Here is a 26,519-nt window from a genome sequence, read left to right as displayed (position 1 = left end):
GTATGCTTTTTTCAAGGTTCGCCGCGTTTTTTGCGGCTTATTTATAATACCAAATACCCCCTCCCCTGTCAACACATTTTTTACTCTTTTTTTACTTTTTCATTATATTTCTTTTTGAGTTCACTTTCTTCTTTATTATATATAGGCTTCAAACAAAAAACCACCGCAGATACTGCGGTGGTTTTTCTGCCTTTTAATAAGCCTCGTTATAAATTTCGATCATCTTATCTACTGTCATCGGCTTTGGATTTCCGTTGTGGTTCATGTCGCCAAACGCCAGCTCTGCAAGTTTTGGAATATCCTCCTTCTTGCAGCCGACCTCCCGCAGCCGTGGAATTCCAACATCGCTTGACATGCGTTTTACCGCCGCAATGGATTTATCCGCTGTCTCTGTAATACTCAATCCGTCGCCGGTTTCCCCCATTGCGATCGCGACGTCCGCAAAGCGTTCTGGACAGGCTGTTATATTATATTCCATTACATAAGGTAGCATGATCGCGTTTGCGACACCGTGCGGGGTGTCATATGCGCCGCCCAGCGTATGCGCCATCGCGTGCACGCAGCCAACGGGCGAGCTATTGAACGCCATGCCCGCCATCAGGCTTCCCATCAGCATTCCCTCGCGGGCCGGTATGTTTTTCCCGTTTGCGACCGCCTGCCGCAGGTTTTGCGCAATAAGCTCGATCGCGTGCAGGGCAAGCGCATCTGTCTGCGGCATTGGCGCAATCGACGTATAAGCTTCAATGGCGTGGGTGAGCGCGTCCATCCCTGTCGCAGCTGTAAGCCCTGCCGGTACCGAAATCGTGAGCACAGGATCGGCCAGCGCCAGATCGGGCGCATACCACGGATGCCCGAAGGAAGCCTTCATATTGCGCGCCGGATCCGTCAATACAGACCAGATCGTCACTTCGCTGCCTGTCCCTGACGTGGTCGGTATGGCGATCAGCGGTTTCTTCCTGTTTTTCAAAGGGTTCTTCTGGCCCTCGCGCGTCACCTCATAATCCAGTATGTTTCCGCCGTTGGCTTCTACGATATTGATCGCCTTGGCAACGTCCATCGAGCTTCCCCCACCGATTGCGATCGTGATATCGCAGCCGTTGTCCTTCATCACCTTTACGCCCTGCCCGATACAACCGACCACCGGGTTCCCCTTGATATCGGCAAAACGCACGACCGGGATATGCGCATCCTGCAAATATTTCTCGATCGTATCGATCATGCCTGTGGATATCAGCCCCGGATCGGTCACCAATAACGCTTTGGTACCGCCGAACTCCTTTACCTTGTCGCCGATCGTTTCCGCTGCACCCACGCCAAATTCCACTGTTGTAAAGTGCTTAAAGATTTTAGTATCCATTTTCAATCTCCTATCTACCCTTGATTGCATCAATATGTGCCGTTACATTATATCATCGGAACCTTTTGATTCAAAAAGCCGTATGAACCCATAAAAAACCATTTGGGGAAATCAGTTTCCAAAATCTTTCAATGCAACCGGTTACCTTAGTATATTTACGCGTTTCTGCCATAATTGGTATTACCATATTACCACTCGATTTTATATAATAAAGTGGTTCTATCCGATGTTGCAACACAGCTTTGACCAAAGAAAGAGGCGTATTACATGGATATTCTGGCACTTGTCGGCGCGTTTGGCGGTGGGCTTATCGGCGCGATGCTCGGGGCGATCCCCGCATTTATTATGTCAGGCGTTATAGCTCTTATCGGCGGCATTGCGACAGCGTCCGGCGCTCCGGCAGACCTCACGATCGGTTTTCTTGCATTTGGCGCTTTTCTCGGCCCGCACGTTGCTTTCGCGGGCGGTGTTGCTGCGGCAGGCTATGCCGGAAGGACGAAGCGTATCAAGTCCGGCGCCAATATTTTTCTTGCGCTTAACCAGTTGAAATCACCCGCCGTGCTCCTCGTTGGCGGGATATTTGGCATGGGCGGCTTCCTGATCCATTATTTGATCGGTCTCATTCCTTTTGTGGCGCTGCCCGACCTTCCGTCGATCACTGTCGTTATCCTTGCAGTCATTACACGGTTGTTCTTTGGTTCAAGCGGGCTTACCGGCGAATGCACCGGCCCCGATAAAAAAGTCTGGCTCTTATGCGGAAACGACCTCTTATACGATGCTCTGCTCGGCGGCGGTGTCGGTATCGCGGTCGCTTTTGTCGGAAGCGCTCTTTTCGGCGCCGGAGCGGGCGATGCGGTTCTTTCCATTTATCCCGTCATCTGCTTTAGCATTTCTGCTGTGACCCTTCTTTTCACGCAGATGGGCTTTGCCGTCCCTGCCACGCACCACATCACATTTTGTGCGGCGCTTGCCACAACACTTGGAATCTCCCTGTTTGGCCTGGTTGGCGGCGCGCTTCTTGGCACATTATTTGGCGCGCTTGCCGCGGTGCTTGGCAGCATATTTTGCAACCTGCTTAACACCCGCTGCGACACGCATTTTGACCCGCCGGCGAGCACGATCTCTGCTCTTACCATCACGCTGGGGCTCATCATGATGGCAGCCTCCTGATTCTCTTTCCCAACAAAAAAACCACCGCAGATGCTGCGATGGTTTTCGTTTGCTTGAAACTATTTCACTGTGCCGCGAAGCGCAACGCCGAGCTCGTAAGCCGCTTTGCGTTCTTCCTCATTCGGATTGAGCTTTGCCCTTGCTTCGCCCACGATCTTCACGCCCAGATTGGAAAGCCGCTCGCTCATATACTTACAAGCTTCGCCACTCCATCCGTACGTGCCGAATACCGCTGCGTTCTTTCCCTTGACCACATAAGAGCACAGTGAGGACATCACATCCCATACCGGCTTCAGTACGTCTCGGTTCAAGGTCGGCGAGCCGAGCGCAAATGCGTCCGCCGCTTCGATCTTTGCCGCAACCTCCGCTGCCGGCAGCTTGGAAACGTCCTCGATCTCGACCTCCACGCCGTCCTGATCTGCACCTGCGTAAAGCTGCTCCGCAAGGCAAGCAGTATAGCCGTAGCACGTCACATATCCGATATAGATCTTCTTCGGATCGTTGATCACGGGCATTGACCAGTTCTCATAACGCTTGACCGCCGCCCACGGGTCTTGCCGCAGCACCGGGCCATGCGACGGCCCGATCACGTCGATCTTTAGGTTGCGGATCTTTTCGACCGCCTCCAAAACATAGCTTTTGAAGGGCGACATGATCACATCGAAGTAATACTTCTGTGAGGAGATCATGTTTGCATCCAGCTTTGTCAGGTCGTCAAAAATCTGACAAGCCGAGAAATGGAAACCGAATACATCCCCTGACGACAGGAACGCGTCCTCCTTCACATACGTGAAGATGGAATCCGGCCAGTGCAGGTAAGGCGCCGAGATGAACTCGATCGTCTTGCCGCCGAGGTCGAGCGTCACGCCGTCTCCCGCGATGATACATTCAAAATCGCGGTTGATGATCTCACGAATGAGCATCTTTGCCGGACGCGAGCATACGACGACCGCATTAGGAGCCGCTTCCATCAATTTGATGAGCGCTCCGGAATGGTCAGGCTCCGTATGGTTACAAATGATATAGTCGATTGTTTTGGGATCTACGACCGCGCTGATTCTTTCAAGCTGTTCGTCTGAGAACCCTGCTTTTACAGCGTCTACGACGGCAGTCTTTTCCGCGCCCTTGATGAGGTAGGAATTATAGGATGTACCCCATTCCGTCCTCATGATGACGTCGAATATCCGCAAGTCGGGATTTTGTACCCCTACCCACCAGATGCCGTCCATTATTTTTGTTGGTTCCGCGCTCATACATACCCCTCCGTCTTATTCCTCTTCGAATGCAGATTTATCTGCTCCGCACATCGGGCAAACCCATTCTTCCGGGACATCTTCCCATTTCGTGCCTGCTGCTACACCGTTGTCCGGATCGCCCGCTTCGGGATCGTAAACATAACCACAAACTGTACATACATACTTTTTCATTTTTTCATTCTCCTTTGATTTCGTGAATTGATATTTCAGAAGCGGCTTTACGTCGCTTCCAATAAGGCTTATTTGCTTTCCAGATACGCATTGAGCTTTTGTGCCAGCGCGTCCGCATCGATACCGTGCACGCCGCATGCCTGCTCTAGATTCTCAAAATGCGCCGCTGCGCATCCAAGGCATCCCATGCCTGATTCCATAAAAATCGGCGCAAGTCCCTCGTCGATCTGCAGGATATCCATGATATTCATGTCTTTTGTTATTTTCTGTGCCATTTTACTATACCTCTTTCCCTCAATCTTTTATTTTACTTTTCATATATAACCGCCCGGGCGATATATGAAACGTTTTTATATGTTGTCCGCACCAAAAGTTATGATCAGTTCCGGCGAGCCATTTTCGCGGTAGAACTGCACAAAATCCATCGGCGTCCCGATCCCGTCCGGCAGCATCACGCCGCCGCGGCCGATATCTTCTTCCGCGTGTGCGTCGCTCCCGCCGATTACAAAGAGGTCGTGCTGCGCCACAAAATCGATCGCCATCGCATTGCGCGAGGCATGGCGCGGATGCGTATTGATTACCTCGATCCCGTCATAGCAGATCGGCTCCACCGGCTTTAGCCCATAACGGTAGGGATGTGCCTGAAAGGTCAGCAGGCCGTTTTCGCTGATTTTCCTGTAAAAATCCTCGTAGGACAACCGGTACAGATAGGGGTTTTCCATCAGGAAATCCTTATCGAAGCCGTACACCAGAAAGTCGTCCCCGACGCCCGTTTCCTCACTGCGGTGAAGAACCACCTCCATGCCCAGCAGTACATGCACGTTTGTCCCTTGCGCGCATTCCCGTGCTTTATGGTATCCGGACAGAAAATAATCGATGCGTTCCTCCCACGAAGCTTTTTTCAGCTCCGGACGTTCCAGCACGTGCGGATGGTAATGATCGGTCAAAAACACATATTTATACCCTGCCGCGTCATATTCGCTGACGAGGTATTGCGCCGGAACGCGCGAGCACGGGCTGATCTCCGCCGAATGACAATGTGTTTCCGCCTGATAATACTTCATACGCTCCTCCGTTTTTCCAGCCTTCTTTCTTATCATAGCGCAAGAAAAGCAAATCTGCAATCCAAACTTGAATGCAATTTCCTCTTCTATTATAATAGAATGATCAACGTTCACCGAAAGGACATCCACATGCAAAACCGTTTTTATTATTACATCAATCCCAACCTCGATCCGCACCAGACACTCGCCGTGGAGGAATATATGCTAAAGCATATAGAACCCGGCGACGTGATCATGTATCTCTATACGCACGAGGATTCCGTCATCATCGGCAAGCACCAGAACGCCTGGGCGGAATGCCGGCACGAGAAGCTTCTTGCGGACGGTGGCAAACTGGCAAGGAGGATATCTGGCGGTGGCGCCGTATTCCACGACGTCGGCAACCTCAATTTTTCCTTCATCGCCGCACACGATACCTACGACCTGCACCGCCAGCTGAAGGTGATGCTCGACGCCGCCCACATGTTTGGCATTCATGCAGAATTTTCCGGACGTAACGATATCATGGCGGATGGGCGCAAGTTTTCGGGCAATGCGTTTTGCAGGCGCAAAAACGGGTCGTTCCATCACGGTACCATTCTCATCGATTCGGACATGGACAAGCTGTCGCAATACCTTGCGGTATCCAAAGACAAGATCGAATCCAAGGGGATTTCTTCCGTGCGTGCGCGCGTTGTGAACCTAAAGGAATTGAACCCCGACATTACCCCTCAGAAGATGACGGAAGCGCTCCTCGCCGCTTACACGGCCGAATACGGCGATCCGCAACCTTATCCGTTCACTGACGAGGCGCGGGCGGAAATTGATGAGATCGTTTCCCGCAACGAAGGCTGGGACTGGCTGTTCGGCGAGTCGCCGCAGTTCGATATTACGATCAAAACGCGATTTGCGTGGGGCGGCATTGAACTAATGCTTGACCTAAAGGACGCGGTCATCTTAAAAGCGCAGGTTTTTTCCGACGCGATGGACGCAGATTTTATGGACACGATCGCTCCCGCACTCATTGGCTGTACGTTCCGCAGCGCCGACCTTGCGCAGCGCATCCGCGCCATTCCGCATACGAGCGAGCAGGATGTGATCCTCAGTGACCTCGCGTCCTACATTGAAGAGCAGGGATATTGATCCGTACGATGGACAACGCCTTCTATGAGGCGTAGAATATTCTTATCAGGCATCACAAAAAAGGAGGATCTACTTATGCCATATATCAACCTAAATACCAACAAACAGCTTGCACCCGAACAAAAGCAGACGCTTAAGACACAGCTCGGCGACCTGATCTCTATCCTGCCCGGCAAGACTGCAGAACAGACGCTGATCAAGATTGCGGATGAGTGCGATATGTACCGCCGCGGATTTGACGATGCGCTGTGCATGATCGAGATATACCTTTACCAGATGCAGCCCTTTGGCTGCAAGGCCGACCTCACGAAAGCGATCGTCGCCCTGATGGAAAAGGACTACGGTATCCCCGCACCGAACCTGTACATCAAATTCGACGAAATGCCTGTCTGGGGCGTGGACGGCGCCCTGAAATAACCCATACAGAAATCGAGAACAAAAAAGCAGCCTGCGGATCAGGCTGCTTTTTTACATATATATATTATCTTTAAGGAGTGTAAATTATCTCTTTTTCGGCAGGTGCAGCGATTCTCCGATGCTGTCCGCCACCGCTTCCATCAGCGCTTCACTGAACGAAGGATGTGCATGGACGATCGTCGGCACTTCATAGGCCGTGATCTCCATCGTCATCAGCGCGCACGCCTCGTTGATCATTTCCGCAGCGCACGGCCCGACGATATGCACGCCGAGTATTTCGCCCGTTTTGCTGTCTGTGACAACTTTGATGAACCCGTCGCCTGCACCTGACGCAAGCGCGCGTCCGTTGCCCGCAAAGAAAAATTTGCCGATGCTTACGTCATGCGCTTTCTTCGCGTCATCTTCCTTCAACCCCACAGAAGCCAGCTCAGGCGTGGTATAAATACACGACGGGATATACTTGCCCGTATATGTTTGCTGTGCGCCCATCGCGTTTTCCGCCGCAATTTCCGCCATATTGAAGGCTGCATGCGCGAGCATCATGCGTCCGTTGGAATCGCCTGGCGCCCATATCCAGTCGATATTGGTTTTCATGCCGTCATCCACCTTGACGCGTCCGCGTTCGTCCACCGCAACGTCAATATCTTCGATGCCGCTTAAATCAGGCATCCTGCCAATGGAAAGCAGTATTTTGTCCGCTTCCACCGGATCGCCTTCCTTCAGGTGCACATAAGCCTTCTTGCCCTTCTGCTCGATCTTTAAGATACCAACGCCGTTTCTCACGTCGATGCCCTGTGCCTTCAAAGATTGCTTGAGCACGTTTGAAAGCTCTCCTTCCATGCCCGGTACGATGCGATCCATCATTTCGAGAACCGTTACTTCGCTGCCGAACGCACGGAACGCAGACGCCATTTCCACGCCGACCACACCGCCGCCGATTACGACAAGTTTTTCCGGAAGTTCTTCAAGATCGAGGATATCGTCGCTCGTCATCACAGCCGGAGATTCAATGCCCGGAATATTGATTTTGGTAACCTTGGAGCCTCCCGCAAAAATGACTTTGTCGGCAGATACTGTCTCCTTGCCGTCGATCACGATCGTCTTATCTTTTTGTATTTTGCCTTCGCCACGGTAAACGTCGATACCGTTGCTTTTCATGAGCCCCGTCACACCGCTCACCAGTTTTTTGACGACCCCGTTCTTTTCTGCGACCACACCCTTCATGTCGACCGTATAGGAAAGGTCTTTGAAGATCACGCCGCGCTTTTTGGCTTCCATCGTCTCGTGGATGATCTCCGCTGTTTTAAGGTATGTTTTTGTCGGGATGCACCCGCGGTTGAGGCACGTACCGCCCAGCGCGGATTTTTCTACAACCGCTGTTTTCGCGCCCAGACGTGCAGCCTTGATCGCCGCGATATACCCGGCGGGGCCGCCGCCTAAGACGACAACGTCGTAGTTCTTACCTTCTCTCGGTTCAGCCTTTGCAGCGGGCGCTGCCGGAGCCGGAGCTGCTGTCGGAGCTGCAGCGGCAGGCGCATCGCCCGCCGGCGGTGTTTCGCCTTTTTCGCCGATATAGCCGATCGTCGTCACAACAGGAACCTCCGCCCCCGCTTCGTAAAGCCTAGAGAGGATATACCCGTCGTTCATCGCTTCTACCTGCATGGAGGTCTTGTCCGTCTCGATCTCCAGTACCGGTTCGCCATATTCTACCTTGTCGCCCACTTCCTTCAGCCATTTGATGATGGTTCCGAACTCCATCGACATGCCGGCCTTGGGCATAATAATTTTTTCAGCCATCGCTTTTTCCCTTTCCCTAGATCAACATTCCCAGTGGATTTTCCATCAGCGCTACCACGCGCTGCAGGAATTTTGCGCCCGAAGCGCCGTCCACACAGCGATGGTCAAACGTCAGCGAGAAACCCATCTTTTTATGGTTCTTGATGCTGCCGTCCTGCTCCATCACGAGCTGGTCTGTGATGGCACATACGCCGAGAATGCACGCTTCCGGCATGTTGATGATCGGGTCGAAGGACTGGATGCCAAACATACCTAGGTTGCTGATCGTGAAGGTGCCGCCTGTATATTCATCCGGCAAAAGCTTACCTTCGCGCGCACGTCCTGCCATGTCTTTGCTTGCTGCCGCAAGCCCCTGCAGCGAAAACCGATCCGCATTGCGCAGCACCGGAACGATCAGTCCGTCGTCGAGCGCTACCGCGATACCGATGTTGACATCTTTTTTGTAAAGCACGCCTTCTTCTGTATAGGACGCGTTGATGTTGGGGAATTCCTTAAGCGCGACCGTACACGCCTTGACAACGAGATCGTTGAAGGAAACCTTTACGTCCGAAATATCGTTGATCTGCTTGCGCAGTGCAAACAATCCCGTTACGTCCGCCTGTGTATTGAGCGTGACCGGCGGTACATTGTTGTGCGATTCCAGCATACGCTTGGCGATCGTCTTTCTCATGCCATTTAGTGGCATCAGTACGTCTTCGCCGGGAGCTGTCTGCGCTGCAGTTGCTGCTGGAGCAGCCGTCGCCGCAATCACGTCGTCTTTTTTGACTTTTCCGCCAAAGCCGCTGCCCGCGACCGTGGAAATATCAACGCCGTTCTGCTCTGCCAGACGTTTCGCCAGCGGCGTCGCCTTGACCTTTGCAGAGGCACCGTCTAAGTCTCTCGCCTTAACCGGTTCGCCGTTTGTGTCGATGGATGCAAGATCGATCCCTCTTTCACGCGCGATCCGTTTCGCGGCGGGCGTTGCGCGCAGCTTTCCTCCTGTGGCAAAGCCCGACTGTTTCTTTTCTTCTGCTGCCGGAGCCGCCTCTTTTGCTTCCTGCGCAGCCGGTGCGCTTGCCGCTGCGGCAGGTGCGTCGCCTTCCGGCGGCGCTTCACCTTTTTCGCCGATATAACCGATCGTCGTCACGACAGGCACTTCGTCCCCCGCTTCGTAAAGCTTGGAAAGCAGGTAACCGTCGTTCATGGCCTCTACCTGCATAGAAGTCTTGTCTGTCTCGATCTCCAGTACCGGTTCACCGTATTCTACCTTATCGCCCACTTCTTTGAGCCATTTGATGATGGTTCCGAATTCCATCGACATTCCGGCCTTGGGCATAATTACTTTTTCAGCCATTTTTTGTCACCCCTCAGCGCATGATCTCATAGATCGCCTTCGTCACCTTATCCACCGTAGGAACGATGTTTTTCTCAAGCTCCGGACAATACGGAACGGGAACGTCGAGGCCACACACGCGCGTGATCGGCGCGTCCAGATAATAGAACGCTTCGCTGCCCGCGAGCTTTGCCGCGATCTCTCCGCCGAGGCCGCCTGTAACAGCCGCTTCGTGCACGATCATCGCGCGCGACGTCTTGATCACAGAATTCACGATCGTTTCCGTATCCATCGGGTACAGCGTACGCGGGTCGATGATCTCTACGCTGATGCCGTCCTTTGCGACCGCTTCTGCCGCCTGCTGCACCACTTGCAGCATCCTGCCGTAGGTAACGATCGTTAAGTCTTTGCCTTCCTGTACGATATGCGATTTGCCGAGCGGGATCACATATTCGCCCTCCGGCACATCTCCTTTGACTCGATACAAAAGCTTCTGTTCAAAAAACATCACCGGATTATCGTCCCGGATCGCCGCCGTAAGAAGGCCTTTTGCGTCCGCAGGCGTAGAAGGAGCCACCACCTTTAAGCCCGGCACGTGGCACATCCACGCTTCAAGGCTCTGGCTATGCTGTCCCGCGGCGCCCGTGCCCGAGCCCTCCGGCATACGTACGACCATCGGCACCTTCGCTTTGCCGCCAAACATATACCGCATCTTTGCGGCCTGGTTTACGATCTGATCCATTGCGATCGTCATAAAATCAGAAAACATCATTTCCGCGATGGGGCGCATGCCCGTCGCCGCCGCGCCTGTCGCGCAGCCTGCGATCGCCGCTTCGCTGATCGGTGTATCGCGTACGCGATCCGCGCCGAACTCGTCGAACATACCTACGGAAACACCGAACGCGCCGCCATATAGACCCACGTCCTCACCCATCAAAAACACATCAGGATTGTTGCGCATTTCCTGGCTCATTGCCTCATTGATTGCTTGCGCATATGTAATTTCTCTCATAATTTTTTACCTCCCCCGCTTAGTCCGCGTATACATCAAGCTCGATCGTTTCGATACCCGGGAATTCGCTTGCTTCCGCAAATGCGACCGCATCTTCGATCTGCTGTCTGGTATCTTTTTCGATCGCGTCGATCTCTGCCTGCGTGAAAATCTTATTGCTCACCAGATACTTTTCAAGCTTTACGATCGCGTCTTTTTCCTTCCACGCGTCGATTTCCTCTTTTGTCCTGTATACGTTCGCATCGCTCTTGGAATGTCCCAGATAGCGGTAGGTGTCGCACACCATCAGCATTGGCCCGTTTTTCTTGACGTACTTCGCAGCCTTCAATGTTTCCTCATACACCGCAAGAACGTCCATCCCGTCTACATTGACGCCGGGGATGCCGTAAGCCTTCGCGCGCTCCGAGATATCCGTGATGTTCATGGAATGCGCAAGCGGCACAGACATGCCGTATTTATTGTTTTCACAAACGAACAGTACCGGCAGCTTCCACACGGAGGCTAAGTTGATCGCCTCATGGAAGGAACCTTCGTTGCTCGCACCGTCGCCGAAGAAGCACACCACGATACGGTCGATGTTTTTCATCTTTGTTGTGAGCGCCGCGCCCGCCGCCAGCGGAATGCCGCCGCCGACTACGCCGTTCGCGCCGAGGTTGCCGCATTCAATATCAGCAATATGCATAGAGCCGCCTTTGCCCTTGCAGTATCCTGTGATTTTCCCGCGCAGCTCCGCCATCATTTTATTGAGGTCGATGCCTTTAGAGATACAGTGTCCGTGTCCGCGGTGCGTGCTTTCGATGAGGTCTTGTGGATCAAGCGCGCAGCATACGCCTGTTGCAACAGCTTCTTCGCCGATGTACAGATGCGTCGTCCCGTGAACCATACCCATAGAAAAGAAGTAGCTTACTTTTTCTTCAAACCGTCTGGTAAGCAGCATCTTTTCGAGCTTTTCCTGATACTTTGCCTTACTGATCTTTGCCATCTTTCATCATCCTTTTACTTTCATATATTTAGCACATGTGCCTTGCTTTTGGAAACGCGGACATTTGCTATTTATCACTACTACCATTCTATCTCATTTCACCTAATCCTGCAATTCCCAATTATGCTGACATATGTGAATAATATTCCTGTACGGTTTTAAAAAATAAAAAAAGGACAAGTTTCAAAACCTGCCCCCACAGCTTTTTTCCGCTTTATACCGGAATACATTGCATGGCCCTCATAAAGTACAAATACCGCTCCTTAACAGGTATCCCGCTGATGTCCGCTAGCGCACGCGCGTAAAGGTCGAGCTGTACGGCGTAGCCCTGCGCCGTCTTTTCTATTGTCTGTTCGCTCACGCGATCCGTTTTATAGTCAATCAATACCCATTTTCCGTCCTCCAAAAACGCCAGATCGAGGATTCCCTGTACAAGCATCTTTTCCGTCCCCTCAAACCCAATGCTTTGCGCATCTACTTGCAGGTTGAAGCTTTGCTCGCGCAGCACGCGGTCGGCATCCTGCACGCGTTCGTAAAGCGGCGTACGCAAAAACGCATCCGCCATCTCGCGGTTTTTGAGGATCGCAGCTTTTTCCTCCGGCGTGATAATATTGCGCGCCAGCATATCTTCTGCGACCTGCCCAACGTCCTGCCCCTGTGTGACGCGTTCCATCACGCTGTGTATGAGCGTACCCAGCCGCGCGCCTGTGATCTCTTCCGTTTCCTCTGTCTGCGGTCGCAAAAACGCGCGCAGCTTTTGTCCCTGCGCCTGCTTTACCGCGCTCACCGACACCTTTGCCGGGACGGCCTCTTGCGGCTGAATGCTTAGCAGCTCTGCCGGCTGCGCGTCCATAAGCAGCTTTTCCTTGAATACCGCATAATCGAACGCCACGCTCTCCCGCTCCGCTTCTTCGCCCCCCGAGAAAAGCGATACAGGAATTTTGTTTACGCCTGTGTTTGCCGCCATCACCCAGTCGAGCATACATTTCGCGTCCTGAAAGTTGCCCGTTATCTGCATCAGCTCCCATGCTGCGGTTTGCTTATCAAAATCGCTGACACCGCCCGTCAAAAAAAGCTTTTCGCGGGCGCGCGTCATTGCCACATAAAGGATACGCAATTCTTCCGACTTATACTCCTGCATCAGTCGTTCCTTTGTAAGAAGCGTCTCGCTCGTATCGCGCCGCAGTAAATTTTCTTCGTCGACATATTTTGCCACGATGCCATAATCCGAGTGCAGCAAAATGCTTTTGCTTAACTCCTGCGGCCGCAAGGTTGCTTCCATACGCGCGATATAGACCACCGGAAATTCGAGCCCCTTGCTGCCATGGATCGTCATGATGCGCACACAGTCCGCGTCCGCCGGCGGCGTTCCTGTGCTGATGTAAGCGCCGTCCCTCTTTTTGATGTCTGTAAGAGCGCGCAGCAGCAGGTATAGGCTGCCTCCCACTGACTGTGCCGTTTGCGCTGCCAGCTCCATAAAGCGCACAAACACATTCCGCTTGAGCGCGCCGCCCGGCGTACATGCAACATAGGTTTCGAAGTCGTATTCGCGCTCTACCCGCGTCAAAAATTCGGTGAGGGACAGGGACTGTGCGTATACCCGCAGCTTTTTCAGCTTGGCATAGAACTTTTGCAGACGGCTACCCAGCGCACCTTCTTCCTTTGCATATGCCTGTGCCGCCGCATGAAAGGGGATGCCCCGCTCATTTTTCAATAGCCGTATCTCAGCGAAATCCTCTTCGTCGAACCCGCCGATATACGAGCGCATGACAGACAGCAGCGGCACATCCTGCCGGGCGTTGTCCGCAAGCCGCAGAAGGTTGACAAACAGCTCTATCTCCTTTAGGTCCTGCGCCTGTTCCATATCGACCACGCACGGGATACCCCGGTTGCGCAGCTCGTTTTTCAGCACATTCAAAAATTCGCTGCGCGAGCGCAGCAGTATGGCGATATCCCTATACCGCATATTCCTCTGCTCGCCCGTATGCGCGTCAGTCGTTATTTCTTTGCGCTGTTTTTCGATGCTGTCCGCGATCATCGCCGCCTGCTGCGCATTTTTTTCGCCCGCCTCCGCTTCGCACAGCAATATTTCGGCGTGCCCGCCCTCTACGTTGCACAGCAGCGACTCGCCTTCGTCATACACGATCTCGCCCGTCCGCTCGCTCATCACGCTGTCCATCACGAAATTTACCGTCTCGATCACGCTGCGGCTGCTGCGAAAATTATCGTTCATCAGGATGATCTCGTTTTCCAAAGTTTTCGTTTTGAATTCCTGCGCCTTTTGCTTGAAGATCATCGGGTCTGCCAGCCGGAATTTGTAGATGCTCTGCTTGATGTCGCCTACCATAAAGAGGCTGCCGCCCGCGCTCACCGCCTTGATGACCTCCTCCTGCACAGGGTTCGTATCCTGATATTCGTCCACGAACACATGTGAATATTGTTGCGCGCAAAAGGATCGCACATCCTCGTTCTGCAAAGCGCGCAATGCAAAATGCTGTAAATCTTCATAATCGAGCACATTGCGTTCCTCTTTTTTGTCTGCGTACCGCTGCGAAAATCCACGCACCAAAGCAACGAGAGCGCCCACATCCTCTTGCGTGTGTGCCAGCTCTTGTTTCGCCGTTTCACAAAACCGCGCGTAGCGGTCGTCGGTCAGCACATCCTTCAAATGCGCGCGTGCCGTCTTATAAAGCAGCCCGATCTTTTCCTTGTGCTCCTCACACAGCTTGCGCTTGCACGCCGGAAGCACGCTGCCCGCGAAGCGTTCCGCCATTTTAGCAAAACCTTCGCCTTGCGCGCTGTCGATCATTTCGCCCAGCAATGCAACGCAGCCTTCGTCCTTTTGCTGCTGCTCTTCGTCGAAGCCGGACGAGATATCCGCCGCCAGCTCCATCAGCTGTTTTGCCTCGCGCAGTTTTAAAAGCATGCCTTCCTCGTATTCACGCTTCAAAAAGCCAATATAGTCGTCCCCCTTATCGAGGGAGGCCTCCGTCCAGCCGAACGGATCGGGCTTGCTCATGATATAGTTATAAATATCAAAAACATATTCCATCAGCCGCACGTCGTTTGACCGCGTGGTATAGCGCGCCACCAGCCGCAAAAAACCTTCGTCCTGCTCCTCGTAGCAATCGTCAAACAGCTCGCGCACCGCCTCTGTACGCAGCCGGTCTGCTTCGTTTTGGTCGGTGATCCTGAAATTTGGCGAGATGCCCAGCAGTGAATAATTTTGGCGCACCACCTTACCGCAAAACGAATGGAAGGTGGAGATATCCGCCATAGAGACAAATTCCGCCTGCTGCAAAAGGCGCGTATCGTCCTGTGCCGCACGCGCGATCTCACGTGAAATACGCTGCCGCATTTCTGCCGCCGCCGCGTTTGTAAATGTCATGATCAGCATATTGCGGATATCGCATCCGTCAAGCACCAGCCGCGCGACCCGTTTTGCGAGTACGCTTGTCTTGCCGCTGCCCGCCGCCGCCGAAACCAATACACTTTTTCCGTCTGTGCCGATCGCCCTTGCCTGTTTTTCCGTAAATTGCATTTATTCTTCCTGCCGGATCCTGTCCATCGTCTGTTCTTTGTCTTCTTCCAAAAGGAGACGCGGCGCGTTGCCCGCATATCCTTCGTCAAACATACATACGCTTGCAAAATCGCAATAGTCGCACCCTTTTGCCGACTTATAGGCGTAGGGCCGTATCGCCGTATCGCCTTCCCTGATCTTTTGCGCGGCGTCCGCGATCAGCTTTTTCGCAAATTGCAGCAGATCGCCGATCTCTTCCTGCCCGTATTGCCGCCGCCGGGCGTTAGCATCAAAACCGCCGTCGCGCAGCACGCGCAAGCGCAGCGAAAACAGGCTGTTTCCCGCTGTGCCAAAAAGCTTTGCCGCCGTTTCCTCGTCAACGCCACAGATGCCCGCCATGCGGTAGGCCGCCGTGATATCGCCGTCTTCTCCGCTGAATTCCGGCAGGTGAATATTAAAATAATTTGCCCCCGCAAAGTGCGTGCCTTCCCCAAGAAGCGCCAACACCGCCATGATATAGATCACCAGCTGCAACGAAACGCCTCCCGCGAAACGGCCAAGGTCAAAATCATGCTCCCCCGTCTTGTAATCCACGATGTCAAAGTACTTCTCACCGTCAAGCTCCGCCGTATCGATGCGGTCTATCTTGCCGTCGATCTTCACGCCGTCTCCAAACTCCTGCGAAAACCAGAATTCACTTTCGCGCGGCACGAGCATGCCTTCGCGCGTCTGGGCACGGATCACGTCTGCCGCCAGCCGCACCTCACGCTCCACCGCGTGCAGTACGTTTTCGTTGTGCTTGTTGAGTGTAAATTTTTCCTGCACCGCACGCGCGTCCTGCACACATTTATCGATCAGCTGCGAAAATTCTTGCTCCGGTATGTCCGTCCATCCCTGCTGCGCCTGCCCGACCTCTTTTTGCAGGTTATCCAAAATATCATGCGCAAAATTGCCCACGTCCATGGGGTTGATCGTGTATTCCTGCGGTACGTCCGTTTTCAGTCCGTACTGCATAAAGTGCTTGTAAGGACACTCGTAATATTTTTCCAGCCTGCTCGCGTTCCCGCGTATTTCTCCATATAATGCCTGTGCCGCCGTGGTTTTGAGCGTCGCAGGCCAGTTCTTGCCGGCTATCCCGCGCTCCACCGCGCGCAGCTTGTCCGGGGCTTGCTCGTCGCTCAGCACCGCAGCCAACCGCTGTTCATTATAGCCGACGCCGATGCCGTCCGCCAGATTGCGAAGCGTTTGCGCCGCTTCCTGATACGCATTCGTTTTCAGCATATGTGCGCTGTCTGCCGCCCTGTTTTGCTTCACACTGCCAAACAGGTCAAGGATGCGCTGCGCGACAGGGGATATCTTGTTTTTTCCGTCGTCCACATAACTGATCAACAGCTTCTCTGTTGGTTTTGTGAACGCCTTTAAAATCGCCAGCTTTTGCTTTTCCACATTTCCCGTGAAGGTGAGCCCTGCAAGCTGGCTGAGCATCAGCTCCCTTTCATAGTCCGCGAGAATATCTGAGCTTTGCGTATAGTTGGGTAAATTCCCTTCGTTTGCGCCCACCACAAACAGTGCGCGGATGTCGCTTAAGCGGATGTAAGATATCTCTCCCGCCGCTACCTCGTCCGCGCCCGGCGGGATCACCCCCACCTTTTGCGCGCCAAATCCGGTTTCAAGCAATGCCTTAAGCTGCTGTTTCGTGATCTGCGTGTCCCGCAGTATCTCCTGCGCCTCTTGCAGGATATGCGTTGTTTTCTGGGACACCTGCATTCCGAATTCAGCGCTTTCCAAGAGGCCTGCTTTTTCTGCCGACGCGATGTGTGCCGTCAGCTTGTTTTGCGCATCCGTCTTCTCAATATAACGCGTGATGCACGAAATCAACGCTCCCGCCGTTTTTACTCCCGCAGCATCCTTACGCAATTGCTCGATAGGAGCCATCAGCTTTTCGCGCGCTTTTTCCGCCAGCGGATCGGAAAACGGCTTCAGAAAAGCAAAGCCGTCACGGATATGCGTATAGGCATAATTGTGAAGCCTTTCCGCCTCGCCGGGCGTTACCCCTGCAAGACCTGTCTTCGCGTGCGCAAGCAGCGTATCCTTTTTCATGCGCCCCTGTGAAAGTTCCAGTGTGCTCAATAAATACGCAGCAAACACACTGTCGAGCAGCGTCCTTTTTTCACCTACAAAGCATGGGATGCCTGCTTCCTCGAATATTTTTTGTATGGTCGGTGCGTAAGCCTCCATGCTGCCGCATACAACAGCCATATCCCGGAACGCATACCCCCGTTTTTCTTTCAAATAAGCGATCTGCGCCGCCACCGCGCGCACTTCTTCTTCTCTGTCCGCCGCGCGCGTCACGCTTACATCGCATGCCGCGTCCGCTTTTGTATAAGGCTGCGCGTACAGATTTTTTTCGATATGCAGAATATCGGCAGACGATTCCCTGTCCTGCGTTATGATGGACGTTTTAAGGCCTGATTGCATCGCGTCGCCCAAGAACTTATTGCGGTTCTCGTTGCAAATTTCATAGACTGACGCGTCAGCTGCGCTGCTGTCTGCATAATAAAAAGACATGACTGTTTCTTTTGCCGTGCCCATAAGCGCCTTTAAAAAACGCACCGTCTGCGCGTTGTAAATATCGAATCCGTGGATGAAAAGATGAGCTCCCTGCAAAAATTCCGTCTGCGGGATATGCTCGATCACCAGATTGATTTTATCTTCCGTATCGTAAAGGCCCTCGCACATAGCATTGAATTGCTCATAAAGATAGGCAATATCTAAAAACTTTTCCGCCGTATTGCGGTTCTTGGTCTCGATATCGCGCAGCATTTGGGGCGTCAGGTCGAGCGTCTTTAGCTCTGATACGATACTGCCCATCATCAATGGAAGATCGCCTTTTTTTGCGCATTTCCGCAGGGCGGTCAGATCGTTTTCGCTGCGATCGAGAAGCAGGCGCATCATCATACTTTTGCCTGCCGCATCAATACTCGTGACCGCTTTTCCGTAGGTGCTTTCGAGCACGCGGTCACAGATACGCGCAGGGCTTTGCACACATACGCCCATCAGTCCCTTAAGGCCAAGCTTGTCGATCAGCTGTTTTTCCGTGATGTAGGTGGCCTGCGGCGGCACGACAACAAGCACGTTCGCAAGCGGGTCTTTGCGAACGAGTTCCCCTATTTTTTCGATGATCATGTCGTCGCGTTTGCTGGCTGTCCTGCCCAGCACAAACTCAATGCCCATTTTATCTCCCGTTTTTTATAACAGCATATTGATTCTATTATATCATATGAATATAACTTAACGCAGGCTTAGATGGGTATTTGCATTCCGAGTCTGCGCGCTGCGCTTGCAAAGACATCGGAAGCAAACACCGCATCACGCCTGCGGACCGGTCACGCCCGAATCAGATAATAGCATCCGGCGGCTTGAATTAAACAATAAAAAAAGGTTGCGGCTTGTGCCGCAACCTTGAAAATTACGAGAGGATTTAACCCCTTACCAAGTAGTTCAGTAACAGGTTCAAATCTTCGGGCTCGGATACGATCAAATCCAGTTCGTCGATCTGTGCATCTTTGAACATCTGCGTTAATGCGATGTACTGACACAAAGTGGATTTCAGATTCAGTCTGTCACCCTCGGACGTAACCAGTTCTACCTTGCCCTTGCAGTCTTTGAGAAGTTCAAAGAATTTCTGCGGTTCACTAATGTTTTTGATTTTCACTCCATTGTCCTCCTGACAAATATAATATTTGTGGGTCGTGGGGGAGTTTTTTGGAGCTCACCCAGTACTGTCATTTTAACACAACCGCCCCTACACTGTCAATATAAACACATCTCAAGCCCGCTAAACATAAGGGTTTGTTTGGTAAACAGAGTTTTCTGCTATAGACCCCACTTATTGACGAGCGTTTGCGTCGTGCCATCCTTGTCAAACGTCTCAATCACGCGGTTCATCTCCGCAACGACCGCATCCTGCCCGATCGGCAACAGTATGGAATACCCGACGCTGTAAAGCGGCTCCGCCAGCATACGGTATCCTTCCTTAACAAACTGTTTAGCGATCGCCTGTGGCATCACAACCGCATTTACCCTGCCCGCATCAAGATCCATGCGAATGCTTTCGTAGTCCGCATAGCGCAATATGTCCTTGGTGTTATAATCCATTTTTTTCTGCTCGATATATTCCGCAAAGTCTGCCGAGGCGATCGCATTGCTTAAAATACCGATCTTGCCACCCTCCATGTTGGAAAGCTTTTCAAGCCGTGAATCAGCTGTCGTCACCGCGACTACGCTGTCCGTATAATAGGGAACGGTAAGCGGAAACCCCTTTGTTTTATCTGTATCGCTTGTAAGCAGCCCCAGCGCAATATCCACATTGTCATATTTGATCGCACCTGCCGCGTCCTGCGAGCTGAGCGCATAATACTCATACACCTTCTGTTGGTCGCCGATCAGCTCCTTTAGGATCGCGTCGATGTAGTCGCGGTCAAATCCAACGATATTGCCGTTCTCGTCAAGACTGCCGAAGCCTTCCACATCTGTGCGGATACCGACCCTGATCGTATCGCTTGTCCTAAGCGTGCTGGCTTCAAACCCCTTTTGTACCGCGATCCCGCCGATTACCGCGATGCACACCAAAACTGCCGCCACCGCGATACATATCGTGATAAGCAGCTTCTTGTTGATTTTAAAAGACGATCCTGTCCGTTTTTTCGGACGGGTACCTGTGTATTTTCTCAAACTGTTCTCCTTGCTTTGTCCTGAAATTTATTATAATGATATTTGCGTACAAATTCAACAAAACACTTGTCAATTTATTATGAACATGCTAAATTGAATTTATCCGGGAGAGCCCGGATAACACGAAAACGAGAAAGTGCAAGGTGTTTATGTACGGCAGAAGTATTCCCATACGCGGCGGCGTGCAGTCCATTTTGGTCATGGGCGACTCAGTTGCAAAAGGCGTTGTTTTCCACCCGGAAAAGCAACGGTATATTTTTTCGAAGAACGGCTTTATTCGCCGTCTGGGCGAAAAGCTCAAGGCGAGCGTGCACGACTTTTCCAAATTCGGGACAACCGCTTCCTATGGCGAAACGCTGCTAAAGGAAAAGCTTTCTGATCTGAATCCCGATCTGGTGCTCATCGAATACGGCGGCAACGACTGTGATTACAAATGGGACGAGGTCGCGCTCGATCCGACTGCGCTGCACCTGCCCCACACGCCGGTGCGCGAATATGGGCAAAAGCTTAGGCAGATGATCGAATCTTTGCTTACGTTAGGCAAGATTCCTGTGCTAATGAACCTGCCGCCGCTTAATGCAGCTTCTTATTTTCGCTGGTTCACCAAAAACGATCCCCAACGTGCGCACAATATTTTGAAATGGCTGCGCGATGTTTCCAAAATCTACTGGTGGCAGGAGAAATATTCCTATGCGGCGGAACAGATCGCCGATTCACTTGGTATCCACATCATCAACGTGCGCTCGGCTTTTCTGCGGCAGAATGATTACCGTGAATTTATTTGCGAGGACGGAATACACCCCAATGAAAAAGGGCAGGCGCTGATCGAGCAGGAGTTCCTCACTTATATCGATCGTCATGCGTCCTACCTGATGGTATAACGAGCAAAAAAACAGGTTGCCTGCTAGGAAGGCAGCCCTTTTTATTTTCAGAGGATCTCTATCCCAACATCCACATTTTCCGCTCTTTTACAGAACGGATATTCCTTTACAAATTTCTGATACGCATATTCGCGTATCGATTCTTCTTCGAACACCGCAAACACGCAGCTTCCGCTGCCCGTCATCATCGCAAAATCCGCGCCGCGGTCTTTGCATTTTGTAAGGATCGTTCCTACCGCCGGGCAGATCGCCGCGCTCGCCCTTTGCAGTCCGTTGCCCGCCGCTTTGAAATATGCGTGACGGTCGCCCTGCCCGAGTGCCTGCACAGCAGCATCCACATCAATCAGTTCCTGCTTTTCGCCTGCATCGAACTTTCCATACGCCGTGGCGGTCGATACCCCTTTTTGCGGCTTAACCAAAAGATAGCGAAACTTACATTGATTGCTTATCTTCTGCAGCTCCTCGCCGATCCCACGCGCGCGCATACTTCCCCCGCCAATAAAGAACGGTACGTCCGCGCCGATCTGCACGCCGAGTTCGCGCAGCTGGCCTACGTCGAGCCCTGCCTCGTACAGATGGTTGAGCGCAAACAACGTCGCCGCCGCATCGCTGCTTCCACCGCCGAGCCCCGCCTGCGCGGGTATATACTTCTCGATCACGATCTCCGCACCGTCGCGTATCCCAAGCGTCTGGAAAAACAATTTTGCCGCCCGCCTGACCGTGTTGTTCGCATCCACCGTCATACTGTCGCAGCGAATGGCGACCCTGTCGCTGCATTTGATGGAAAGTACGTCCGCCAAAGAAATGCTCTGCATCAGCATATCCAGCTCATGCATCCCGTCCTGTCGTACGCCCAAGATGTCGAGAGCCAAATTCAGCTTTGCATACGCCTTCACCCTCATATAAAAACCCCCGCTATACTTTATGTAAGAATGTCTCCCGATGATTTCATTATAGCATAAAAACAGGCCATATGGTAAAATGATTGCGTGGAAGAGAGGGATGTTATGTTCATCACAAATGGCTGGAACGACTACAAGGTGCTGGATACTGGCGACGGCATGAAGCTTGAGCAATGGGGGGATATTATTTTGTCCCGACCCGACCCGCAGGTCATCTGGGCAAAACAACGACCGGAGCTATGGCAGAGCGCCCATGCGGAATATGTGCGCAGCGCGCAGGGTGGCGGCGAGTGGAACTATCTCAAAAAACTGCCTGAACGCTGGACGATTTCTTATCACAAATTGCGTTTTTACGTGCGCCCGACAGGGTTCAAACACACCGGTCTTTTCCCTGAACAGGCCGCGAACTGGGATTTTATGACACAGTGCATCGGCCGGGCGCAGGGAGCACCACGCATCCTCAATTTGTTTGCTTATACCGGCGGCGCAACGCTTGCGTGCGCTGCGGCGGGCGCACAAGTCACGCATATCGACGCGGCAAAAAGCATGAACGGCTGGGCCAGGGAAAACCTCGAACTATCCGGCCTTTCACAAAAACCTGTCCGTGTTTTAGCGGACGACTGTCTGAAATTTGTATTGCGTGAGCAGCGGCGCGGCAACCGTTACGACGGCATCATCATGGATCCGCCAAGCTATGGGCGGGGTGCGGACGGCAAGGTGTTCCGCACAGAGGATAACCTTTTTGAGCTGGTGAGAGAGACTTCCAAGCTCTTATCGGACACGCCCGTATTTTTTATTATCAACTCCTATACGACCGGGCTTTCCTCGGTGGTATGTAAAAACATATTGGAAATATCGCTTGGCAAGCGCGGCGGAAGCATCGACGCAGGCGACCTCTGCCTGCCCGTCGAGGGACAGAACATCCTGCTCCCGTGCGGCACAACTACACGGTGGACGCCATGACGCCCCACATCTTATATGAGGACAATCATCTTCTTGTCGCCATCAAGCCGCAAAACATGCCATCGCAGGCCGACAGCTCGCGTGACATCGATTTTCTGAATCTTTTGAAACAATATATCAAGGAAAAATATCAGAAGCCCGGCGAGGTGTATTTAGGCCTCGTGCACCGTCTCGACCGCCCCGCGGGCGGTGTGATGGTATTTGCGCGCACCTCAAAGGCCGCTGCGCGGCTTTCCGCCCAGCTAAAGGACGGCAGCTTCCAGAAAAAATATTATGCCGTGGTCTCGGATACCCTTCCTTTGTCCGGTACGCTGGAAGACCATCTTCTAAAGGATGGCGATACCAACACCACCAGCGTTGTCTTGCCGGACACGCCCGGCGCAAAACGAGCGCTTCTGGATTACGATACCGCAGCACAAAAAGACAATTTGACGCTTCTCTCTATCACGCTGCGAACAGGCCGTTCGCACCAGATACGCGTACAGCTGGCGCACGCCGGCGCGCCTCTTTTGGGCGACGTAAAATATGGCGGCAAAAACGCCAAGAACCTGTGCTTGTGGTCTTATTCTCTTTCCATCCTCCACCCCACAAAAAAAGAACGGCTCACCTTTACGTGTCCGCCGCCCTCTGCTTATCCGTGGGATATGTGGGACATCACTGCTCCCAGTTGACCACCGGAAACTGCACATCCTCCGTCTCGACCGTAAGGCCGTTCAGATATTCCAGCATATTGTTGACGCCTGTTGAAAAGCGGATGCCCGTCGCCCACAGCGCCTGGTATTTTACGCCCATTTTTTTGTTCAGTTTAGCATCGCCGTAAATATTGTCCCCTAAAATCGGGTAGCCCGCCGCCTCCATATGCGCGCGTTCCTGGTTCATATACTGCGTGACCGGCTCGATCTCGAGAAAGCTCAGCTGCCCGTTACTTTTCAGGATATGATAGCGGGTGTAGATTGGCAGCGCGCCGCGCGTATTGTCTTTTGTCACGCGGTATTTTTCGTCGCTTTCCCTAACATAAAAATGCTGAAATTCCCCATCGCCGTATTTTGGGCACCCTTTAACGACCGCCCGAAACATGCGCGCGATCCGCCTTTGCCGCGTCGCCTCACGGATCGCTTCAAAAGCGTCTCCGTTTTTTGCAAACATCACAAGCCCGCCCGTGTAAACGTCCAGCTTGAAGCACGGGAACGGGATCATGCCGAGCTCCTCGGAATATTCCGCGTTATCCTGCATATAGTTGATGACCATAGAAATAAGCTCCGGCGTATCTTTGGGCTGCCCCGCCCCTACCGTCACGACCGTTCCCGGCTGCTTATTGAGAACAATAATATTCTCGTCTTCATATACGATATCGAGAACCGGCTGCCGCTCATATTCGATAGGCACATATATCTCGATAATATCGCCGTCCTGCACCGCAAAATCCTTTTTGATAAGACAGCCGTTTAATTTGATATCCCCTGCGCGGATCATTTTTTTGAGATTTGCCGCCGCGAGCTCAGGCATCGATTCCTTCACACATTCTGTGATACGGAAGCCTTCCTGCTCTCTTGCGATTTCAAGCCTGATCATAGATGTCCCCTTTTTCTGGTAAATACTTCTAATAGATATAGTTGTGCAATATGCGCACGATATCTTTATTTTGCGGGGAACAAATCCCCATACCGCAGCTCTTTGCCGCAGCCGCTTTTTAAGAGCAGCGATTCTTTGGTGACGCGCATCGGCACATGTGGGATGCCCGCTTCATGCACCACCGCGCCATCCGCCTCAAATCCAAAGTTCTCATAAAAGCCCTTTGCCCTCTCCTGCGCATCGAGGCGCACCTCGGAAGGGTCAAACTCGAACGCTTTCACGAGCAGCAGCCGCATCATCAGATCGCCCACGCCCTGTCCGCGTTCTTCAGCTAACACGCACAGCCTGCCGATTTTAAACGTCTTACCGTCATGGTACAGCCTACCCGTCCCGATCGGGCGCTCGCCGTCATAGATCACGACGTGCATCGCCTGCTCGTCAAACAAATCAAACTCATCCTCGCGCGCAAATCCCTGCTCTGCTACAAACACGCTTTCGCGTACAGCGATCACGTCCGCAAGATCGCCGTTTCCGCATATCCACTGGTTGGTGATCAATATTCCGGCGCCTCCTCATCGTCATGGATGTAATCCGTTTCCATATATTTCGTATATTCGCCCTGCCACTGCATCGCGATCGCGCCCGTAGGCCCGCTCCTTTGCTTGGCAATAATGATGCGCGCTTTTCCCGCATTTTCCGGCGTTTTGTCCTCCGGATAATAGTCTTCCCTGTGTAGAAAAATGACTACGTCCGCGTCCTGCTCGATCGCGCCTGACTCACGCAAATCAGAAAGCATAGGGTAGCGCGTCTTTTTTTCGCGCTTTTCAGAAGCACGCGAAAGCTGTGAAAGCAGCATGATCGGCACGTTGAGCTCCTTTGCCATGATCTTTAGGGAGCGCGTGATCTGCGCCACTTCCTGCTGGCGGTTTTCTGTGCGTCCCGTGCCCTGCAGCAGCTGTAAATAGTCGATGGCAATGAGCCCCAGCCCCGACTGTTTTTGCATTCTGCGCGCCTTGGCGAGCATTTCCGTCACGGTGATCGTCGCCGAATCGTCGATATAGATCGGCGCATTCGACAATACCTTCATCGCTTCCGCGAGCTTGGTGATCTCTGTTGCCCCCATCTTCCCTGAACGCGTCAACTGACTGTCGATACGCGCTTCTGAACACAAAAGCCGCGTCGCGAGCTGGTCTGCTGCCATTTCCAGCGAAAATACCAGACATGGTATCTCCTTCGTAAGCCCGATATGTTCCACAATGTTCATCGCAAAACTCGTTTTACCCATACCCGGGCGGCCTGCGATGACGATAAGCTGCGTGCCCTGAAGCCCGGACAGCATCTGATCCATATATGGAAACCCGGTCGGGATACCCATCATGCCATCCTGTGCCTTCATCGCTTCGCTGATCTTGACATAGCTTTCCTGCAAGGCTTCTTTGATATGCACGACCGTGCTGTGCGAATTTTTAAGCGCGATCCGATAGATCGCATCGCCTGCGCGTCCGATGATCGCGTCCACTTCGTCCTCACCCTTATAGCTTTCGTCCGCCGCGCTCATGCTCGCGTCGATCAGCTTACGCAGCGACGACTTTTGCTGTACGATATTGATGTAATGCTTGAGGTTTGCAACAGAAGGCACAACCGTCGTTAATTGCGACAAATATTCCATACCGCCCATACGCATTTTGCCGATCTGCTCCAGTTTTTGGCTCACGGTGACAAGGTCGACAGATACGCCGTCGCTCATCAGGTCACCCATCACACGAAAAATATCCCTGTGCTGCTGCTGATAAAAATCCTCTTCCCGCAGGGCTTCCATTGCCTCGTATACACATTTTTCATTGAGAAGCATACTTCCCAGAATAGATTGCTCCGCCTCCAGATTGTTAGGCGGTATCCTGTTGCCCGCAACTACGGGACGTCCATCAGCCATCGACCACCACTACCTTTATCTTTGTACTTACTTCCGCATATACCTTGACGGAAACGTCATATTCGCCGAGTTCCTTGATATTCGGTACGTTCACTTTCTTCTTATCGATGTTCGTACCCATGGCCTTCGAAAGCTCCACCGCTACTTCCTTTGCGGTGATCGCGCCAAAAAGCCTGCCGCCCTCGCCATGCTTCGCCGGGATGGTAAGCGTCATGCCGGCCATCTTATCTGCCAGCTCCTTTGCGTCCTGCTTTTCTACCGCTTTTTTATGTTTTTCCGCCGCCTGCGCGATGGTCGCAGCGTTTAAGTTCTGCGCCGTTGCCTGACTCGCCAGCTTCTTCGGAAACAAGAAAT

At 52.6% G+C, this 26,519-nt stretch carries 24 protein-coding genes; 6 read left to right on the top strand and 18 right to left on the bottom strand.

Going from position 1 to position 26,519, the window contains the following annotated elements:
* Positions 1-193: 193 nt before the first annotated feature.
* Positions 194-1,357, bottom strand: coding sequence for an iron-containing alcohol dehydrogenase (locus VB081_RS06465; RefSeq protein ID WP_323400011.1), 1,164 nt, complete (start codon positions 1,355-1,357; stop codon positions 194-196).
* Between the two features lie 267 nt (positions 1,358-1,624).
* Between VB081_RS06465 and VB081_RS06460 the strand changes: the two genes are divergently transcribed.
* Positions 1,625-2,527, top strand: coding sequence for a hypothetical protein (locus VB081_RS06460; RefSeq protein WP_323400010.1), 903 nt, complete (start codon positions 1,625-1,627; stop codon positions 2,525-2,527).
* 59 nt (positions 2,528-2,586) lie between these two features.
* Here the strand turns inward: VB081_RS06460 and VB081_RS06455 are convergent, their stop codons facing one another.
* From VB081_RS06455 to VB081_RS06440, 4 genes are all read right to left on the bottom strand, one after another.
* Positions 2,587-3,780 carry an FprA family A-type flavoprotein gene (locus VB081_RS06455; RefSeq protein WP_323400009.1) on the bottom strand — a complete coding sequence of 398 codons (1,194 nt, stop codon included), beginning with the start codon at positions 3,778-3,780 and terminating at the stop codon, positions 2,587-2,589.
* 15 nt (positions 3,781-3,795) lie between these two features.
* Positions 3,796-3,954: a rubredoxin gene (gene rd, locus VB081_RS06450; RefSeq protein ID WP_323400008.1), complete on the bottom strand. Its 159-nt coding sequence runs from the start codon at positions 3,952-3,954 to the stop codon at positions 3,796-3,798.
* Between the two features lie 68 nt (positions 3,955-4,022).
* Positions 4,023-4,229 (bottom strand): DUF1858 domain-containing protein, encoded by a 207-nt coding sequence (locus VB081_RS06445; RefSeq protein WP_323400007.1) that lies wholly within the window; start codon positions 4,227-4,229, stop codon positions 4,023-4,025.
* 75 nt (positions 4,230-4,304) lie between these two features.
* Entirely contained in the window at positions 4,305-5,018 is a 714-nt protein-coding gene (locus VB081_RS06440) for a PHP-associated domain-containing protein (protein ID WP_323400006.1), read from the bottom strand.
* 129 nt (positions 5,019-5,147) lie between these two features.
* On the opposite strand from VB081_RS06440, the gene VB081_RS06435 reads away from it, so the two are divergent.
* Positions 5,148-6,140: a lipoate--protein ligase gene (locus tag VB081_RS06435; RefSeq protein ID WP_323400005.1), complete on the top strand. Its 993-nt coding sequence runs from the start codon at positions 5,148-5,150 to the stop codon at positions 6,138-6,140.
* 75 nt (positions 6,141-6,215) lie between these two features.
* The gene (locus VB081_RS06430) at positions 6,216-6,557 is read left to right on the top strand and encodes a tautomerase family protein (RefSeq protein ID WP_323400004.1); all 342 of its coding nucleotides are present in this window, start codon (positions 6,216-6,218) and stop codon (positions 6,555-6,557) included.
* A gap of 84 nt (positions 6,558-6,641) precedes the next feature.
* On the opposite strand, the gene lpdA is transcribed toward VB081_RS06430, so the two are convergent.
* The 8 genes from lpdA to VB081_RS06390 all read right to left on the bottom strand — a co-directional run bounded on the left by lpdA (position 6,642) and on the right by VB081_RS06390 (position 19,914).
* Positions 6,642-8,354: a dihydrolipoyl dehydrogenase gene (gene lpdA, locus VB081_RS06425; RefSeq protein WP_323400003.1), complete on the bottom strand. Its 1,713-nt coding sequence runs from the start codon at positions 8,352-8,354 to the stop codon at positions 6,642-6,644.
* Positions 8,355-8,370: 16 nt separating this feature from the next.
* Positions 8,371-9,687 (bottom strand): dihydrolipoamide acetyltransferase family protein, encoded by a 1,317-nt coding sequence (locus VB081_RS06420; RefSeq protein WP_323400002.1) that lies wholly within the window; start codon positions 9,685-9,687, stop codon positions 8,371-8,373.
* Positions 9,688-9,700: 13 nt separating this feature from the next.
* Positions 9,701-10,678, bottom strand: coding sequence for an alpha-ketoacid dehydrogenase subunit beta (locus VB081_RS06415; RefSeq protein ID WP_323400001.1), 978 nt, complete (start codon positions 10,676-10,678; stop codon positions 9,701-9,703).
* 19 nt (positions 10,679-10,697) lie between these two features.
* Positions 10,698-11,660 carry a thiamine pyrophosphate-dependent dehydrogenase E1 component subunit alpha gene (locus VB081_RS06410; RefSeq protein ID WP_323400000.1) on the bottom strand — a complete coding sequence of 321 codons (963 nt, stop codon included), beginning with the start codon at positions 11,658-11,660 and terminating at the stop codon, positions 10,698-10,700.
* Between the two features lie 214 nt (positions 11,661-11,874).
* Positions 11,875-15,201: a UvrD-helicase domain-containing protein gene (locus tag VB081_RS06405; RefSeq protein ID WP_323399999.1), complete on the bottom strand. Its 3,327-nt coding sequence runs from the start codon at positions 15,199-15,201 to the stop codon at positions 11,875-11,877.
* Positions 15,202-18,414, bottom strand: a complete 3,213-nt coding sequence (locus VB081_RS06400) for a PD-(D/E)XK nuclease family protein (RefSeq protein WP_323399998.1) — start codon at positions 18,412-18,414, stop codon at positions 15,202-15,204.
* A gap of 247 nt (positions 18,415-18,661) precedes the next feature.
* Complete coding sequence (locus VB081_RS06395; protein ID WP_046442406.1) at positions 18,662-18,895, bottom strand: hypothetical protein; 234 nt, start codon at positions 18,893-18,895, stop codon at positions 18,662-18,664.
* 161 nt (positions 18,896-19,056) lie between these two features.
* The gene (locus VB081_RS06390; RefSeq protein ID WP_323399997.1) at positions 19,057-19,914 is read right to left on the bottom strand and encodes a substrate-binding periplasmic protein; all 858 of its coding nucleotides are present in this window, start codon (positions 19,912-19,914) and stop codon (positions 19,057-19,059) included.
* Positions 19,915-20,063: 149 nt separating this feature from the next.
* Here VB081_RS06390 and VB081_RS06385 point away from each other — a divergent pair, with 149 nt between their 5' ends.
* Positions 20,064-20,795 (top strand): SGNH/GDSL hydrolase family protein, encoded by a 732-nt coding sequence (locus tag VB081_RS06385; protein WP_323399996.1) that lies wholly within the window; start codon positions 20,064-20,066, stop codon positions 20,793-20,795.
* Positions 20,796-20,842: 47 nt separating this feature from the next.
* Here VB081_RS06385 and ispE read toward each other — a convergent pair whose 3' ends face one another.
* On the bottom strand, positions 20,843-21,697 hold the full coding sequence (ispE, locus tag VB081_RS06380; protein WP_323399995.1) for a 4-(cytidine 5'-diphospho)-2-C-methyl-D-erythritol kinase: 855 nt from the start codon (positions 21,695-21,697) through the stop codon (positions 20,843-20,845).
* 105 nt (positions 21,698-21,802) lie between these two features.
* Here ispE and VB081_RS06375 point away from each other — a divergent pair, with 105 nt between their 5' ends.
* Together VB081_RS06375 and VB081_RS06370 are read left to right on the top strand one after the other, a co-directional pair.
* Positions 21,803-22,660, top strand: a complete 858-nt coding sequence (locus VB081_RS06375; RefSeq protein WP_323399994.1) for a class I SAM-dependent methyltransferase — start codon at positions 21,803-21,805, stop codon at positions 22,658-22,660.
* Positions 22,657-23,331 (top strand): RluA family pseudouridine synthase, encoded by a 675-nt coding sequence (locus VB081_RS06370; protein ID WP_323400012.1) that lies wholly within the window; start codon positions 22,657-22,659, stop codon positions 23,329-23,331. The genes VB081_RS06375 and VB081_RS06370 overlap by 4 nt, the downstream gene beginning before the upstream one ends.
* Here VB081_RS06370 and VB081_RS06365 read toward each other — a convergent pair.
* The 4 genes from VB081_RS06365 to rplI all read right to left on the bottom strand — a co-directional run.
* Positions 23,315-24,232, bottom strand: coding sequence for an RluA family pseudouridine synthase (locus VB081_RS06365; protein ID WP_323399993.1), 918 nt, complete (start codon positions 24,230-24,232; stop codon positions 23,315-23,317). The genes VB081_RS06370 and VB081_RS06365 overlap by 17 nt on opposite strands.
* 65 nt (positions 24,233-24,297) lie before the next feature.
* Positions 24,298-24,789 carry a GNAT family N-acetyltransferase gene (locus VB081_RS06360; protein ID WP_323399992.1) on the bottom strand — a complete coding sequence of 164 codons (492 nt, stop codon included), beginning with the start codon at positions 24,787-24,789 and terminating at the stop codon, positions 24,298-24,300.
* Positions 24,786-26,165, bottom strand: a complete 1,380-nt coding sequence (dnaB, locus tag VB081_RS06355; protein ID WP_323399991.1) for a replicative DNA helicase — start codon at positions 26,163-26,165, stop codon at positions 24,786-24,788. Before dnaB ends, VB081_RS06360 begins: the two co-directional genes overlap by 4 nt.
* A partial coding sequence (gene rplI / locus VB081_RS06350; RefSeq protein ID WP_323399990.1) for a 50S ribosomal protein L9 occupies positions 26,158-26,519 on the bottom strand: 362 nt, incomplete at its 5' end. The genes dnaB and rplI, both read right to left, overlap by 8 nt.

It is taken from the genome of Christensenella sp. (assembly GCF_034927525.1).
GTDB lineage: Bacteria > Bacillota > Clostridia > Christensenellales > Christensenellaceae > Christensenella.
This window is presented reverse-complemented; position numbering and strand designations above follow the sequence as displayed.